This is a genomic window from Cupriavidus consociatus, assembly GCF_017814975.1.
GTDB classification, from domain to species: domain Bacteria; phylum Pseudomonadota; class Gammaproteobacteria; order Burkholderiales; family Burkholderiaceae; genus Cupriavidus; species Cupriavidus consociatus.
This window is the reverse complement of record NZ_JAGIQA010000020.1, coordinates 92561-108548: the sequence shown is the minus strand read 5'-3', so window position 1 is coordinate 108548 and position 15988 is coordinate 92561. Positions and strand designations below refer to the sequence as shown.

Genomic DNA, 15988 nt, shown 5'->3' with positions numbered 1-15988 from the left:
AAAGGAACTTATTTTATGAAACAACAGAGCCAGGATACGCACGTCAATCAAGAGATGCATCGATTCGCCCCGGAAACTGACCGCGAGTACAAGATGCTGATCGACGGGGAGTGGGTGGCGGCCAGCAGTAACGAGACGTTCTCCTGTCACGACCCTTACGATGATCGCGCATGGGGGAAGGTGCCGGCTGCTACCTCGGAGGATGTGGACCGCGCTGTTCAGGCCGCCCGGCGGGCATTCGACCAGGATGGCTGGCCGCAAACTTCCCCCACGGTACGTGCGGCAATGCTGCGCAAGCTAGGGGATCTGATCGAGCAAAATGCGGAAGAGCTGGCGCTCATCCAGATTCACGAGAATGGAAAGCTTCTCTCCGAGATGCTGGCAGGGGCTCGGGCACTTGCGGGCCATGCTCGATACGTGGCGGGGTTGGCGGAGAACATTCACGGCTCCACCATCCACTCCCACCCTGGTTTCACCTCATATACCGTCCGTGAGGCCGTCGGCGTGATCGCAGCGATCACGCCGTGGAACTCACCGCTGACATTGCTGTCATGGAAGCTGTTCCCTGCCCTTGCGGCCGGCTGCACGATCGTAATCAAGCCCTCCGAGGTGACTCCCACGTCGACGCTGCGTCTGGCCGAACTTTGCCAGCAAGCTGGATTCCCCAAGGGAGTGGTGAACGTTGTCACGGGCTTCGGTCAGCCAACCGGAGCGGCTCTGGCAAACCACGTCGGCGTGGACAAGATCGCTTTCACCGGGTCCACCAACGGAGGGAAGGCAATGCTTGCCGCAGCCGCGCCGAGGGTTGGTCGCGCGACGCTGGAACTGGGTGGCAAGTCGCCCAATATCGTGTTCGCCGATGCGGATCTCGATGACGCTGTGCATGGCGTAATGGGTGGCATCTTTGCAGCGACGGGACAGTCCTGCATGGCAGGCTCCCGCGTCCTGGTTGAGGACAGCATCTACGATGAGTTTGCCAGGCGACTCGCGGCGGCGGCAGCAAAGCTCGCCCTCGGTGACCCGCTGGACCCCTGTGTCGATGTAGGCCCGGTTGCTTGTCGTAGTCAGTTCGACAAGGTCTTGAGTTACATCGAAATCGGCAAAGAGGAGGGGGCTCACCTATTCGCAGGCGGGGTGCGCGACACCTCGACACCGCTGACGGCAGGTGGTCTGTTCGTCCAGCCCACCATTTTCACCGAGGTGTCCAACTCCTCGCGGCTGGCCCAGGAGGAAATCTTTGGCCCGGTGGCCAGCCTCATCAGGTTCAGCAATGAAGACCACGCGGTACAGATCGCCAACGACGCAGATTTCGGTCTGGCTGCGGCTGTGTGGACGCGCGACGTGGGCCTGGCACATCGGATGGTCAAACGCGTGCGGGCTGGCACAGTCTGGGTCAACTCCTACCGGGTCGTCCACTACGCCGTCCCGTTCGGAGGCTTCAAGCAGAGTGGCATTGGCCGGGAACTGGGGGCCGAAGCGTTGGATGATTACATGGAAACCAAATCCGTCTGGATCAACGAAAGCAATCGACAGCAGTTTGGTCGACGCTAATAAGATCGGCCGCCGCGTTGCAGTCGACCCCTGGGGTAGCGGACGTCGGCACGGTAGCGTCAAACGGCGGCAAGTCAGATGAGACATTGCCCGGAGAACTGTCGAAGCGTTCTCCGGGACAGTCTTGGGATACGACTATCGTCAAGGTCTAATTTTTTGCATCCGATAGCGTTTCTGGGAACCATTTCGGCGGATATGCCCGGGACAGTAAATGCAGAGCAGATCAGCTTTGCAATACTTTGTGACGAGCTTTCTCCAGCTCACTCGGTCGTTATAGCCCAGAACCTTTGCACCTGTCCTCGCAACTGTGCAATAAGCGTCATTTGGGGAAGCTTTCCGGAAAGATGAATTTCCGATTCATATCAAAACATAAATATCCAGTTTTATCAGATATCACGCAAAGGTGAAGCGACAACGCGCTGTTGGTTCGCGCGGCATCTTTTGCGTCAAGTGCCAACACTATTAAAAGAGAAGGAACTAAGGTTGAGACAACGTAAGCATAAGATGCTTGCCACCGCATCAGTTTGTCTAACGATGCTTTCGCATTGCGGCGCAAGTCGAGCCTATGACGTATTGCCCGGTGACATAGTCCCGTTGCCGAGCGGCGTAACCGCATTGGGCTTGTATTATCTGTACGGACACAATGATGAATTCAATTTGAACGGCAGGACGTTCAAGGAGAACACGGGGCTTGATACGCACGTCGGTGTGGTTCGGGCGATACATAGCTTTACGATTGCCGGAATACCAGTGCAACAGAATATTGTGTTGCCATACGGATCGCTCAGGAATGGTGAAATTGGCGGGGCACCGCTAGGGACGACGTCGGGGTATGGTGATCTCAGTCTCGTCACCCAAATATGGCCCCTGAGCGACGCCGAGCGTGGCTCATACGTGGGCATCGCGGCTGTGCTTACTGCTCCAACTGGTACCTACCGCCCCGGAAACGCCTTAAATCTTGGTGAGAATCGTTGGAACGGCGTTCTAATGCTTGCGGGTGGCCAGCGTTTCGCGTCGGTTTGGCGCGCCGAAGCATATATTGACTGGCATACCTATGGTGACAACAACAAGGCAGGCTTTAATGGCAGTCAAAGGCTGAAGCAACGGGATTCTTACCAGGCGCAGTTCTATCTTAACCGGGATTTTGCTACAGGAACTTCAGCGGCAATAGGCTACTCCGCCTACTCTGGCGGGGCGGTCAGCATTGATGGAGTGGAGACAGGCGGGCGGACTCAGAAACAACAACTCCGCGTTGCACTAAGCCAATTCCTCAATCCGAAATCGCTAATGACAGTGGAATTGACGCATGACTTTGCGGTGCGCGGCGGGTATCGGCAGAACGTAGGCATGACTCTGCGCGCTGGCTTTCTGTTCTAGTCTCGGTTGCCATTTTCCGTTTCGATAGCGATGCCGCCGATAGAACCTTGTTACACGCCACCGTCGGACACAAGGACGGTGGTGGCCCGCTCATGCCCTGTCGTTTGCAACCTGAATATTGATGGGAGTGAGCTTTTAGTTTAGGAGTAACATCATGACAAACAATCTGAAGTTCTATATTGATGGCAAATGGGTCGTGCCGGAACAGCCGCGTCTATTTGATGTGGTCAATCCGGCAACGGAGGCGGCGTTCGCCCAGATTGCACTCGGCTCGGCCGCCGATGTGGATCTCGCGGTGGCCGCGGCGCGTCGTGCATTCCCATCCTATGCAGCCACGACTCGTACCGAACGTCTCGAACTGCTTGGAGCCGTAGCGGCTGTCTATGAGCGGCGGAAGGACGAGATCGCAGACGCCGTTTCGAATGAGATGGGTGCTCCACTCACCCTGGCACGCCACTTCCAGTCGCCGATCGGATCCCGGCACTTCGCACAGGCGATCAAGACACTGCAAGATTACGAGTTTGAGGAGCGCATCGGCCAAACACTTGTTGTAAGGGAGCCCATCGGTGTTTGCGGCTTCATTACACCCTGGAATTGGCCAATGAATCAAGTCGCGTGCAAGGTCGCACTCGCCCTGGCCGCGGGCTGCACTATGGTTCTCAAGCCTAGCGAAATGTCGCCGATTTCAGCGCTTCTTTTCGCGGAAATCCTGGATGAGGCTGGCGTGCCCGCGGGGGTCTTCAACCTGATTAATGGCGATGGCCCGTCTGTTGGTCATGCCATTTCGGCACATCCGGGCATCGACATGGTTTCGTTCACGGGGTCGACCCGTGCAGGTGTTCTTGTGGCGAAGACAGCTGCAGACACGGTCAAGCGCGTTAGCCAAGAACTGGGCGGGAAATCGCCAAATATTCTGATTGATGACGACTCATTCAAGAGTGCGGTCATACACGGTGCGCGCGTATGCTTTAACAATTCAGGGCAATCGTGCAACGCGCCGACCAGGCTTCTCGTTCCGGCCCATAGGCTTGATGAGGCGGCGGAGCTTGCGCGCTCGGTCGCGGAAGAGACGATTGTGGGTGATCCGCGAGCAGAGACGACGGTAATCGGACCCGTTGCGAACGCTGCCCAGTTCGAGAGAGTTCAGGCAATGATCGAAAAGGGTATCGAGGAGGGGGCGCGTCTCGTGGCAGGCGGCGCTGGGAGGCCGAGCGGTCTGGACAAGGGCTATTATGTTCGGCCGACAGTATTTGCCGGCGTTACCAATGACATGACGATCGGAAGGGAGGAAATCTTCGGTCCGGTTCTCTCGATCGTTCCATACGCCACGGAGGACCAGGCAGTCGCCATCGCCAATGACACCGTATACGGACTGTCATCGTATGTGACAGCAGCGGATGTCGAGAAGGCCCGTAGCATCGCTCGTCAAATCAGGGCAGGGATGGTTCACATCAACGGGGCGCCGGGAAGCTTCGACGCGCCGTTCGGCGGGTACAAGCAATCGGGCAACGGGCGCGAATGGGGCCGATTCGGATTCGAGGAGTTCCTCGAGACGAAGTCGATGTTCGGCTATGAGGCTGCTTGATAAGTAGGTTGAACGGTCAGTGCACCATGATTTCTTCGGCGTTTTGGTTGCATCGGTGGAATCATGGTTCTGATGTCTTGAGTCCGCATATTTGTAAGTGCTCACTATTGATTTTACGGATACAGAAGTTCAAAGGCACTGCAACAAATGCTCCTTTAGCGTTTGGTCTGCGGGGCTATTGACATCGAATTTGTAAGACTGCATTCTGCATACCGTCTTAAGCTCGCCTGCTCGCGGCGAAAAAAGGAGGTTGTAAGTGACTGATGCAGCTCTTAGTATGCGCGTTGCACCTAGTGTGCTATTGCGCGACAAAGTGGTGGGGATCCTGCGTCAAGCCATCCTGGATGGAGTGCTAGAGCCCGGTCGCCGGCTCACTGAACGAGAGTTGACGGAATTGACCGGCGTAAGTCGCACCTCGGTGCGCGAGGCCTTGCGTCACCTCCAGGCTGAACGGCTGGTCGAAGCTTCGCCCAGTCGCGGACTCCGTGTGGCGATACCGACGGAGGAAGAAGTAAAAAATATTTACGAGGTCCGAGCCGAACTTGAACCTCTGGTCGTGAGGCTCTTCACCCAGAGGGCGTCACAGAAAGAGATTGATGCGCTTATCGAAGTACGCCGGCAGAAGACTGACGTTTGGGACGGCCTGCAACGATTTGATGAGTTGCTACTGGCTGGAACGCTGAATCCCGTCCTGACGGAGATTCTGAGTGGCTTGTACACCCGAATCCACGTTCTACGCCGGCTCTCGTTTTCTACTCCAGGTCGCAGCGCGGTTTCAAAGCAGGAATTCGACGAGATCGTATCTGCTATCGAGCGCCGATCCCCGGAGGAGGCGGCAGAGGCCGCGCGGCGCCACGTGAATGCTGCCCAGGAAGCCGCGCTGCAGGCGCTAAGATCGTTACGCGAAACAAGTTAGGCAGCAGTTAAACGCCTCGATCTCAATGCCCGGCGTACGTCATGCAATCTTCGGCCGAGAAAGTCGTTAGGTACATCCCGGCCTTCAGGAAACCCCGCGCGCCATGCAAGCCTTTAGTCGCATTGCCTTCGAGCGAATCTCCCGTATGGTGGCTGCCGTTGTCTAGCTCTTCATCACAAGCACTGGTTTAACGACCTCGCCGCTTGCGATAGCATGCATCGCCTCATTGATCTGGTCGAACCGGAAAGTCTGGACAATTTTTTCCAGAGGCAACACGCCAGCGCGGTAAAACGCCACCATCTGAGGAATGAGAGACGACGGCACGGCATCGCCTTCGACCACCCCACGGACCTGGAGTCCTCGGCCGACGAAGATGTTGGGGGCGAGCTTGTAACCATCCTTGCTGGAGGACAAGGCGACGTGCGCCGTGGTGCCACGCTTGCGCAAGCAAGCGATCGATTGCGCAACAACGTCAGGGACGCCCGTGGTGTCAACTGAGAAATGTGCGCCTGTCCCTGTGATCGATATAATCTGCGCCACAGCGTCGAGCTGATCGCCTTGGATCATATGGGTAGCGCCCAGTTCCAGAGCTTTCTGCAGCCGACCCTCTTTAATATCCACGGCGATGATGGTGGTGCAGCCAGCGAGCTTGGCTGCCATCACGGCACCCAGCCCCACGGCGCCGGCGCCAAAGACGACCAACGACGTGCCCGCGCATGGCTTTAGGACGCGCAGGACGGTGCCAATGCCCGTGAGAATGCCGCAGCCCAGAGGGGCCATCAGATGCAGCGGCAGATCTCTGTCGATCCGGATGGCGTTACGTTCCCTGGCGAGGGCATAGGTCGCAAATGCCGATTGGGCGAAGAAGCCCCCTCCTATGGCCGCGCCCCCGCGTTGGATCGCCTCGCCGGCATTGCGTTTGCCCGCAAAATTGATCGAAGTGAATTCCTCGCAGTAGCTCGGGTGACCGTCGTGGCAATGCTCGCATACTCCGCAGGATCCAAAAGTCATGACGACGTGGTCGCCTGGAGCCAGAGTCGTTACACCAGGGCCAACACGCTCCACCACGCCGGCGCCCTCATGGCCAAGGACCTTCGGGAGTGGGACAGGTATATGCCGAAGCTTGGCCGCGATGTCAGTATGGCAGATACCGCAAGCGTGCACCGCCACCAGAACTTCTCCTGGACCGGGCTCGGAAAGTTCACATTCCTCAATGGTGAACGGCGTTTCAGGCGAAGTGGCAATTGCGGCCAAAATTTGCATGCGAATCCTCTTGTGAACTCTTGATTAGGCCGTCACGGAAAGCCAGCAAGGATGACGGACTGTTGGTTAAATGTTCTGCGCTCTCGTGTGGAGGCCTGATGCGCGTTCCTTGACGTTGGCAAAGGACATCCCCATACGGGATGCCGGCACATTTGATATCAAGGTGTCCGGCGGCCCGCCGCATCGGAACGGCGGCGACGGGCTACTTCGCGATCGCAGTCGCTCTTGGTATCAAGAACGGATCCGCGCGCTGTTCACTGCCTCTCTCTCACTGAAATCGACGTCCTTGATCGCACCGTAGTCATGCGTCCCCACAGAAGTCCTGTAGGAAATGCACGCCACTGCTATGGCGCCGATTACGGCGACGAACGCAATAGACAAGAAATTCTGCACTAGCGGCAGCTTCATGGACACTAGAAAGCCGATCAAAATGGGTGCTGCGATTGCCCCGATCCGACCGATCCCGGAAGCAAAGCCAAGACCAGTAGAACGGATCGACGTCGGGTAGAACTGTCCACCAAAAGCGTAAAGGAGTCCCTGCGTACCCAACGTCGCAGCCCCGACAACAGCCGCGACTAGAAGCAGAGGCTGCATACCATAGCCCAGTAGTGTGAGCGAGATCGCGGCGACTGCGAAGAAAGCGCAGGTCACCCACTTGATGTTCAGCCTATCGGCAAGCCATCCGCCACCGACCGTCCCGACGAGGGCGCCGGCGTTGTAGGCGAGAAAGAAATTCAGCGAGGAGCCCAGATTGTAGCCGGCCATGGTCATCAACTTGACCAACCACGAACTGAGCGCGTAAATCATAAATAAGCACGTAATGCAGGCAGCCCAGATCATTACCGTGCTGAAAGCGCGATCCTCTTGAAACAGCCCCCGAACGCTGGACGCTTCGGTCTTGTCCTGGCTTGGCAACCCGAACTCGTCGAGCGACTCTAGCCGGATGTCGGGCCGCATCTTACGGACGATCTGGCGTAGACGCGCGTCATCGCGCTGCCTGATCAGAAACTGCAAGGACTCAGGCAGGTATTTCATAATTAAAGGAATCAGCAGAACTGGCAAGCCGGCGGCGAAGAACACCGATTGCCATCCGTGCGTTTCGATGAACTGCTTCGCTAGAAGCGCCGCAATAATGCTACCGATCGCGTACCCACAGCACATCACGGTCACCATCAGGCCTCGCACCTTCGTCGGCGCATATTCGCTCATATGCGCAGTCACATTCGGGATAGCGCCGCCAATGCCAACTCCAGCCAGAAAACGCATCACGCTGAATAGGTAGGGGTCGTTGGTCAATCCGGCCGCAGCAGTGAAAATACTGAAGAACGAAACACAGATCGCGAGAACCAACCTGCGGCCAATCTTGTCGGCAAGCGTGCCTAGGATGATCCCGCCGAACATCATTCCGAACAGCGCGGAACTGGCCATGAAACCGGCAGTCGTGGCTTCGACTCCCATCTCCTTCATGATAGCTGGCAGCGCAGTTCCCGCAACCGCCAGGTCGTATCCGTCGAAAACCAGTATCACGAAGCAGAGTGTCAGCACTGTCCAGTGGAATATGCTTAAAGGGGCTTCGTCGGTCAACTTCTTTAGGTGAATGTTGTGCATTGTGTCTCCTCGTTTGGGACGCCGGACGTACAAGGCGTGCCGGCATGGCGACCGTGCGCCAATATCTGGATGGAGAATGTTGGACGAGCTGCAGATCTAAATAACCCACTTGAGCTTCCAGATCATCGGCAAAAAAAACCACGCTCCCAGCTCGCTGGCCAGCGTGGTTATTAATTCGCTTCCAATTGCCCCGTCCTAGGGAGGACATGACGGAACTGCCCCGGAGCAGGACAAGGGAATTTTCTCGCAACTCTGATCAACGCCGGCGAAAGTTTTTCTCACGAAGCGTGATATATCGACGATTGTTACAAGGGTATTTCGATTGCAGAATCCTCGAACCTATCGCTCGGCAGCGTCAAGACGGTACGAACCGGCCGATTGATGGTGCGAGAAGTTCTGCCGGTGAGATGAGAAATATACTCTGGAGATAACTTAGCATGAACAAGCTGCTCACGGCGCTGGCCGCGTCAGGGATGATCGCGGGCGCTGCAAACGCTCAGACCAGCGTCACGTTGTATGGGCTTCTCGACGCCAACGTCGAATACGTGAATAGCATGCGCTCCGCTCTGCCGACGGCGGCCAATCCGAGACCCGCAAGCGGAAGCGTGTTGCGCCTGAGCAGCGGTGGCTTTGCTAGTAACCGTTGGGGCCTGCGCGGAGTGGAAGACCTCGGTGGCGGACTTGCCGGCGTCTTCGTCATCGAAGCCGGCTTCAACACCGACAATGGCGCCTCGGCCAACGCCACCCGCACCTACGACCGCCAGAGCTACGTCGGCCTGCGCAGCAACACCTGGGGTCAGCTTACCTTCGGTCGCCAGTACACCTCGATGTTCCTGATGCTCGGTAATTACTCGCCGACCGTCTACGCGCCGCAGTACGAACCGATCACGTTCATGACCGGATTGAACTTCCGCGAGGACAACATGGTGCAGTACACGGCCAAGCTCGGCGCGGTGACTGGCCGTGCGCACCTCTCGTTCGGCACCGGCGTGTTCTGCACCGGGGGCGTGAGCCCCTGCGCAGGCTCTGGCGAAACTCCAGGTAGCTTCCGCGCCAACATGGGCTACGGCGGCGCGATCGAATACAACGACGGCAAGCTGGGCGTGGGCATCGGTTACGACGAGTATGACCCGACTGCCTCGGTCCTTGGCGACAGCGGCATCGGGCGCTTCCGCAAGGCGACCGTCGCAGCCGGGTACAGCATCATGCCGACTCTGCGCTTGCAGGGCGGCTACCGCTGGGGCCGCAATGCGTTTTCGAATGGTGCCGTGGCGCTGCGCGACAATCTCTACTGGATCGGTGTCAACTACACGCCTATTGCTAACGTTGACCTGACGCTAGCCTACTACTACGACGACCTAAAGGGAGTTCAGCCGACCGCGACGGGTGCCACCGCCGTGTCGACCAACCCAGCCAACCCGTACCAAATCAGCTTCATGGCGGCCTACAACCTGTCAAAGCGCACCAACGTGTATCTGAGCACGGCTTGGTCTAAGCACGCCGCACTGGCGTTTGGAGGCCTGGCAGCTACCGGGGGGACGAACACTTATCTGTTGGGTGCCGGCAAGGACAGCCAGTTCGGCGCCGCACTGGGCATCCGCCACATCTTCTGATCCGCGCACGTCTCTAGCACGGTCTTCAGGCACCTTCGGTGCCTTTTTTTATCCACGAGACATTTCACTACCACGGTTTCAACGATACCAACTCCGGACACAGTCCGTTTCGCCGACTCGCTACAGTAGCCGCGGCGTACGGCTTGTCGCCGTTGAACTTCAATCGCGACCGTGGGACCCTTCTGTCAATGTAGCGGCCCGTGCCCAGTCGACGGTATCGAAGCCTTCGGTAAGAGTCTCTTTGACTTCTGTCAGTCTCTGCATGGCGGCTGCCACTTTGCCTTGCTGCTGCCAGATTTGTGCGAGCCCAAGCGTTGCACGTAGTTCCAGCCATTTGGCATTCTGCCGGCGTGCTATGGCAATCGCGTGGTTGAAACATGAAAGTGCTACGTCAAGATCCAGCATATCTCCGGAGTGTGCCACCGACTCGCGGAGTACTAGTTCTCCCTTCAGGCGCTGCAATTCGGCCTCGTAGTAGCGTTCTCCAGTCTTCTCTGTCCATGTGATCGCGTTTTGAATAACACGTAGCGCTGCTCCAGGCCGACCCGTGTTTGCGTACGTGTCCGCCAGTATCGCAAGAAAGTGCGCTTGACCAAGGTTAGCACCCGTGGCGTGATAGGCGGTTAGGCCCGCTCGCACTTGGCTGACTCCTTGCTCTCGGCATCCTTTAGTTGCAAGCGCCCAGCCGTGAAGGATGGTTGCCCACGCTAACCAAAGAGGAAACCCTATCTCGCGTGAGAGAGCGATGGCAGAATCAGCGAACGTCTGCGTTGATTTGGCGTCGCGGTGAAACTGATGCAACTGAGCCAGGGATACCAGCGCATGAGCTAGGGTAAAAGGGTGCTCCAACTTTTGGGCCAGGTCCAAGGCCTCCTGTGCTCTCCTGCGGGCTTGGTCGGGATAGCCCAGGCACCACAAGACCTGAGCCAACATCAAGTATGCACGGACCTCTGGTTCGGCACCCGGGCAAATAGAGTGAGTGTGGCGCGGCTCAGATGCATAGAGAACACACGCCTGATTCAAATAGGAATGAGCCGCGCTGAAGTCCCCTTGGAAAAATAAAGTTGACCCCAACGAAACATTAGCTTCTCCCAGCAACTCCTGATCGCGCGTATTCTCGGCAATACTAAGCAGTCGGTTGCCAACTTCGAGTGCCTTAGCGTGGTCAGCGTGCAATGAGAAATAGGTCCGCAATCCCACCAACGTAGAGGAAAGCTGAGGTGTTTCTCCAAACTGTTCGCACAGGTCTAGGGCACGGCGATATGTAGCCTCTACCTCAGATGAGGCGAAACCCTTCGCGGCAATCAAGGCCGGTCCAATGACTAGCAACAGGGCGAGTTCCTGTCGCGCGCGCTCGGTCGTTTCCGGAAAGTTCTTCAAGAAATCCAATGCGGCATTCACGTGACGAATCGCTTCGAGGTAGGCGGAGCGCTGGAGGGCCTGCTGTGCCGTGCAATGAAGATATTCCACAGCCTTTGGATGGTTGCCGCTAAGACTATAGTGGCGTGCCAGCGCTGCGAAGTACTCATTGAGCCGGCTATGGAATAGGGTCTCAATTGCGTGCGCCGTCCGCTCGTGCAGTACGCTGCGTTGCTCAATGAGTAGAGAACTGCTGGCCACTTCTTGGGTGAGGGCATGCTTGAATGCAAATTCAATGTCGGGGAAAGATGGCCGCTCGTAAACAAACTCTCGAGTCTGCAAGCGAGCTAGGAGATACCGTAGCTGATCGTCAGATTCTTCGACGATTCGTCTGATCAGACTCAGGGGAAACTCCTTTCCAACTACGGCAAGGGTTTGCAGCAGTTTCTTCTCAGCATATGGCAGACGGTCGATACGGGCAGTAAGCACCCCTTGGACCGTGGCGGGGATATGCAATACATTTGGTGTTTTCTCTGTGGTGAAGCTCCCGGGCTGGCCAAGCAGCACCTTTTCTTCAATCAGGGTCTGGACGACCTCTTCCATGAAGAAGGGATTGCCTTCTGTCTTCTCCAGAATGAGTTTCTTTAGTGGTACGATTTGGACGGTATTTCCGAGCAGGGCGGTAAGCAAACCTTGCGCTTCAACGGAGCCTAGCGGATCCAAGGGAAGAGAGGTGTAGTAGGGCTTGTGACTCCAGCCATGCTGATACTCTGGCCGATAGTTCAGCAGGAGCAAGATTCTTGTACTCGGCAGCCGCTCGACGATCGCATTAAGGAAGGCCTCAGTCTCGCTGTCCAGCCATTGTAGGTCCTCGAACAAGATCCCAACGGGTTGATTAATACTTTCGCACGAGAGTACTTCCGTGATGGCATCGAAAATGCGTTGACGCCTGATTTCTGGGTCCATGTTCGGAAGTGCCGAGCCTGGTTCAATGATCCCAAGTAGATATAGCAGGTAAAATAATTGATCCTCGAGTCCTCGCCCAAGTATGTGAAGGCGGCCAGAGATCTTTTCTCGGCACATTCGTTCGTCGTCACGATCACTAATCTGGAAATAGTTCTTCACTAGCTCAAGCAGCGGCAAGTACGCGAAAGACTTTCCATGGGAGACTGAGAAGGTCTCCAATATTAAGCAGCTTCCCTGCGCATGTCCCTTGAATTCATGGAATAGGCGAGACTTCCCTATCCCCGCGTCGCCGACAACGCCGACAAGTTGCCCCTGCCCGGCCTTGGCTCGATCCAAGGCCTGGCGCAATTTGTTGAGTTCGTCCTGGCGGCCGACAAACCGAGCCAGCCCCCGCCGCTCTGATACTTGGAGGCGTGTGCGCGATGACCCAAGGCCAAGTACTTCGTAAACCATGAGTGGCTGCGGGATGCCCTTTACCTGCGTGGCGCCCAAAGCCTTGAAATCAAAGTAACCCTCAGTTAGCCGATAGGTCGATTCGCTCACGAGAATCGATGACGGCGCAGCGATATTCTCCATGCGAGAGGCTATATGGATTGTCTGACCTACTGGGTCATAATCCGTGCGCAAGTCGTCTCTACGGATGGAACGCACCACCACCTCGCCAGTGTGAATTCCGATCCGGATTTGAAGTGGTGTGTCTACATTTAGCGGGATTTGGTTACTGTGGCGGCGGATTGCCTCTTGCATTCGGAGTGCCGCATACAATGCTCGTTGGGCGTGATCCTCATGCGCAAGGGGTGCTCCGAACAGGGCCAGTATGCCGTCGCCTAACGACTTGGCGACATAGCCTTCGTAATAGTACACCGCATCAATCATCAATTCGATGACGGGGTCGATGAGGCGGCGCGCGTCTTCAGGGTCCAAATTGTGGATCAGAGCGGTCGAGCCGGCCATGTCCGCAAAGACTGCAGTGATTGTCTTGCGTTCGCCTGCTTTATTTCCCCTTGTTTCCATTGCTTCCTGCTCGGCGAGAATGCGCTCAGCCAGGTGTCGCGGGGTGTAATAAATAGGGGAGAGTGTGGCGAAGTCGGACGGAGGCTCTGGTATCCCGGTCGGGTGGGTCAGTCGTGAGCCGCATTCGACACAAAATTGCGCAGCCGGGCTAGACTCGTGACCACAACATGGGCAGCGTTGCGCAAGCCTGGCTCCGCAGCCCGCGCAATACTTGGCGCTTGCGGGGTTAGTGCATTCGCAAAATGTGCAGCGCATATGACGCCTTGACTTCTCTGGCCATCCCGCACCACATTACACGCTTTCATCAAGGCCTTATCAAGTTTTCTCAGGCTTGCACGGTCGTTGATAGACGTTAGGGGAGCGCTGCCTGGAAGTTGCAGGCCTTTGGGGACAAGACAGCGCTCACACAAGGCGCTTTTTTGGCGCAACGGTTTCCGAGTTTGCTCCCACCAGCAGCTCAACTATCATGCCCCTGTATATGCAACGACGCCGGTGGCCAGCCCGCGGAGTGAGCCCACTCCTCCATCATTCGCTCGGTATCAAGCCCTTCGCGCACTAGCCACTCGAAGAATTCTTCCACGGCTGGTACGCGTTGCAGAGCACTAGCGTAGTAGCGGCGAGTCTTTGCCCCAAGTGGGCCGAATGGCGTGCACAGGCGGCCGGCTATGATGTCGTCGATTGCCAAAAAAAGGGGTACGAGGACAACCCCTAATCCCTCGGTGGCTGCCTGTAGAGAAAAGTACATCTGCTCGAAGTGTAACGTTCCAGATGGTTTCAGATCCGGATGTCCGACTGCAGTAAGCCAAGCCGACCAGGAGTAGGGCTCAGTCGCATATCCGATCAAGGTGTGCGCACGAAGATCAGCGGGTTCACGGAGCTTCCCTCCCTCGAGAAGGTCGACGTGGCAGACCGGCACAATCAACTCCGTCATAAATGGCTCGGAAATACACCCCGGTGTCCCCGCATTGGCCCCGCGAATCACAACGTCATAGCCGTGCTCCTGAAAGTTGATAGGAGCAACTGATGTTCTAAGCTTGATCTCGACATCCGGCCGTTTGCGCTGAAAGCTCGACATGCGCGCGATCAACCAGCGCATGGTGAATGTTGGTGGCGCGTTCACATGCAGAACAACAGGCGCCGCGTGATCGGATACCTGCATGGATGCGAGTGCCAAGCGGTCCAGAGCCGCCGTCACCTCGGAAAGATAGCTTCTGCCTGTCTCGGTAAGAGAGACTTGCGATGCGCTCCTGTGGAAAAGCGCAGTACCTAGATACTCCTCAAGGAGTGCTACTTGTCGGCTTACGGCGCCGTGGGTTACGTTAAGCTCGGTCGCAGCCTTGGTAAAGCTGACATAGCGGCCGGCCGCCTCAAAAGCACGTAGTGCGTTAAGCGGGGGAAGTTTTCTTGACATCGTAAGGCCATTTTCGGGAGTGTGGATCGCTCGTGAATATTAGCCTCAGTTTTTCTCGCACAACAATAGCTAGCGAACTGAGGCCCGGCACTCTGATTGGGTTCAAGGCATGCTTCCCGGCACATCCGTCCCGTGGGCCTAGATGCCGACTCATGCAGACATTGGCTGCGGGCGCAAAGGGATCGGACCGCCCGGCCTCGAATGCGAATGGCTCGTCGGTCACCGCCACGGGGTCGCCGTGCAGGCGACATCACTGCTATTCAGCATTGTTTACCGCGATGGGCATTTAGGCTTGCGTGACGTGTTTGGTGCACTTCCTAGCCTTGAGCATCCTGAAGTTTTAGGCAGCGGCGGCGGGCTGCTCACCACCATGATCATATCCTCCATCGTGAGCCCAGATCGTGCTGAGTGAGCACAGCTCACGCTGAAGAGAATCCTATTTGCACGATCGTGCGACAAGAACCAGAATGGGCCTAGTCGACTTCCGGCGTAGTACTGTGCCGTGGCAAGGCGCAGGTGTAAATAAAAGGATTATCGTGGAAGACATTCTTGTTGAACGCCAGCCGCAATGGCTGGAAATCACCATCAATCGCCCCGACAAGCTCAATGCAATTCGGGAACAGACTGCCGTCGAGATTCTCGAGCAGTTGAGCGAGGCAGAGGCGGACCGTAGCTGCCGCGCTGTCCTGATCACTGGCCTGCCGAAGGCCTTCTGCACTGGTGTGGACACCAGCGAGCAAAAGCTTGAACCGGACGAGATCTTTGAACTGTGGCGGCGCCGCAAGCGCAGCCGCAAGGTCAATCAAATGTTCCGTGCTTTGCCGGAGATGACGAAGCCGGTAATTGCCGCCGTCGAAGGTTACGCGCTGGGCGGAGGTTTCGAGCTGGCGCTCCTGTGCGACCTCGTCGTCGCCGGTGATGGCGCGCAATTCGGCCTGCCCGAGGCCAAGCTCGGCCTCATGCCCGGCGGCGCCGGCACCCAGACATTGCCCCGCCTTGTGGGTAAGCCATTGGCTAAGGAACTCATGTGGACCGGCCGGCGCCTCAACGCGCAGGAAGCTTTGGCTCATCGCATCGTGAACCATGTGGCCGCGAAGGGCGAGGCGATGGCCAAGGCGCGCGAAGTTGCGACTCAAATCGCGGCGCAGGCTCCGCTGTCCGTGATGTTCAGCAAGCAGGCGGTGGAGCGAGGCTTTGACGCCACGCTCTCGGAAGGCATGAACATCGAGGCAGACGCCTTCTTCGCGTTGGCTTTCTCCACCGACAAGGAGGAAGGCCTGGCTGCGCTTAAGGAAAAGCGTCCCGCAAATTTCATCGGTCGCTGA

11 protein-coding genes are annotated in these 15988 nt (G+C 57.1%); 7 read left to right on the top strand and 4 right to left on the bottom strand.

The window, feature by feature from the left end; genetic code table 11:
- The first annotated feature begins 15 nt into the window (after positions 1–15).
- The 4 genes from J8I82_RS25025 (at position 16) to J8I82_RS25010 (ending at position 5429) form a co-directional block, all read left to right on the top strand.
- The gene (locus J8I82_RS25025; protein WP_245180078.1) at positions 16–1551 is read left to right on the top strand and encodes an aldehyde dehydrogenase; all 1536 of its coding nucleotides are present in this window, start codon (positions 16–18) and stop codon (positions 1549–1551) included.
- Between the two features lie 504 nt (positions 1552–2055).
- The gene (locus J8I82_RS25020; protein ID WP_209761533.1) at positions 2056–2928 is read left to right on the top strand and encodes a transporter; all 873 of its coding nucleotides are present in this window, start codon (positions 2056–2058) and stop codon (positions 2926–2928) included.
- Positions 2929–3082: 154 nt separating this feature from the next.
- The gene (locus tag J8I82_RS25015) at positions 3083–4513 is read left to right on the top strand and encodes an aldehyde dehydrogenase family protein (RefSeq protein ID WP_209761532.1); all 1431 of its coding nucleotides are present in this window, start codon (positions 3083–3085) and stop codon (positions 4511–4513) included.
- A 256-nt stretch (positions 4514–4769) separates the two neighbouring features.
- Positions 4770–5429, top strand: coding sequence for a GntR family transcriptional regulator (locus J8I82_RS25010; RefSeq protein ID WP_209761531.1), 660 nt, complete (start codon positions 4770–4772; stop codon positions 5427–5429).
- Between the two features lie 162 nt (positions 5430–5591).
- Here the strand turns inward: J8I82_RS25010 and J8I82_RS25005 are convergent, their stop codons facing one another.
- Positions 5592–6692, bottom strand: coding sequence for an NAD(P)-dependent alcohol dehydrogenase (locus tag J8I82_RS25005; protein ID WP_209761530.1), 1101 nt, complete (start codon positions 6690–6692; stop codon positions 5592–5594).
- A gap of 231 nt (positions 6693–6923) precedes the next feature.
- The gene (locus J8I82_RS25000) at positions 6924–8300 is read right to left on the bottom strand and encodes an MFS transporter (RefSeq protein ID WP_209761529.1); all 1377 of its coding nucleotides are present in this window, start codon (positions 8298–8300) and stop codon (positions 6924–6926) included.
- A gap of 437 nt (positions 8301–8737) precedes the next feature.
- Here J8I82_RS25000 and J8I82_RS24995 point away from each other — a divergent pair, with 437 nt between their 5' ends.
- A complete protein-coding gene (locus J8I82_RS24995; RefSeq protein WP_209761528.1) occupies positions 8738–9913 on the top strand; it encodes a porin in 1176 nt (391 codons plus the stop codon).
- A 159-nt stretch (positions 9914–10072) separates the two neighbouring features.
- Here the strand turns inward: J8I82_RS24995 and J8I82_RS24990 are convergent, their stop codons facing one another.
- A complete protein-coding gene (locus J8I82_RS24990; RefSeq protein WP_209761527.1) occupies positions 10073–13507 on the bottom strand; it encodes an adenylate/guanylate cyclase domain-containing protein in 3435 nt (1144 codons plus the stop codon).
- Between the two features lie 202 nt (positions 13508–13709).
- A complete protein-coding gene (locus J8I82_RS24985; RefSeq protein ID WP_209761526.1) occupies positions 13710–14663 on the bottom strand; it encodes a LysR substrate-binding domain-containing protein in 954 nt (317 codons plus the stop codon).
- A gap of 142 nt (positions 14664–14805) precedes the next feature.
- Here J8I82_RS24985 and J8I82_RS24980 point away from each other — a divergent pair, with 142 nt between their 5' ends.
- On the top strand, positions 14806–15075 hold the full coding sequence (locus tag J8I82_RS24980) for a hypothetical protein (RefSeq protein WP_209761525.1): 270 nt from the start codon (positions 14806–14808) through the stop codon (positions 15073–15075).
- 124 nt (positions 15076–15199) lie between these two features.
- On the top strand, positions 15200–15988 hold the full coding sequence (locus J8I82_RS24975; protein ID WP_209761524.1) for an enoyl-CoA hydratase/isomerase family protein: 789 nt from the start codon (positions 15200–15202) through the stop codon (positions 15986–15988).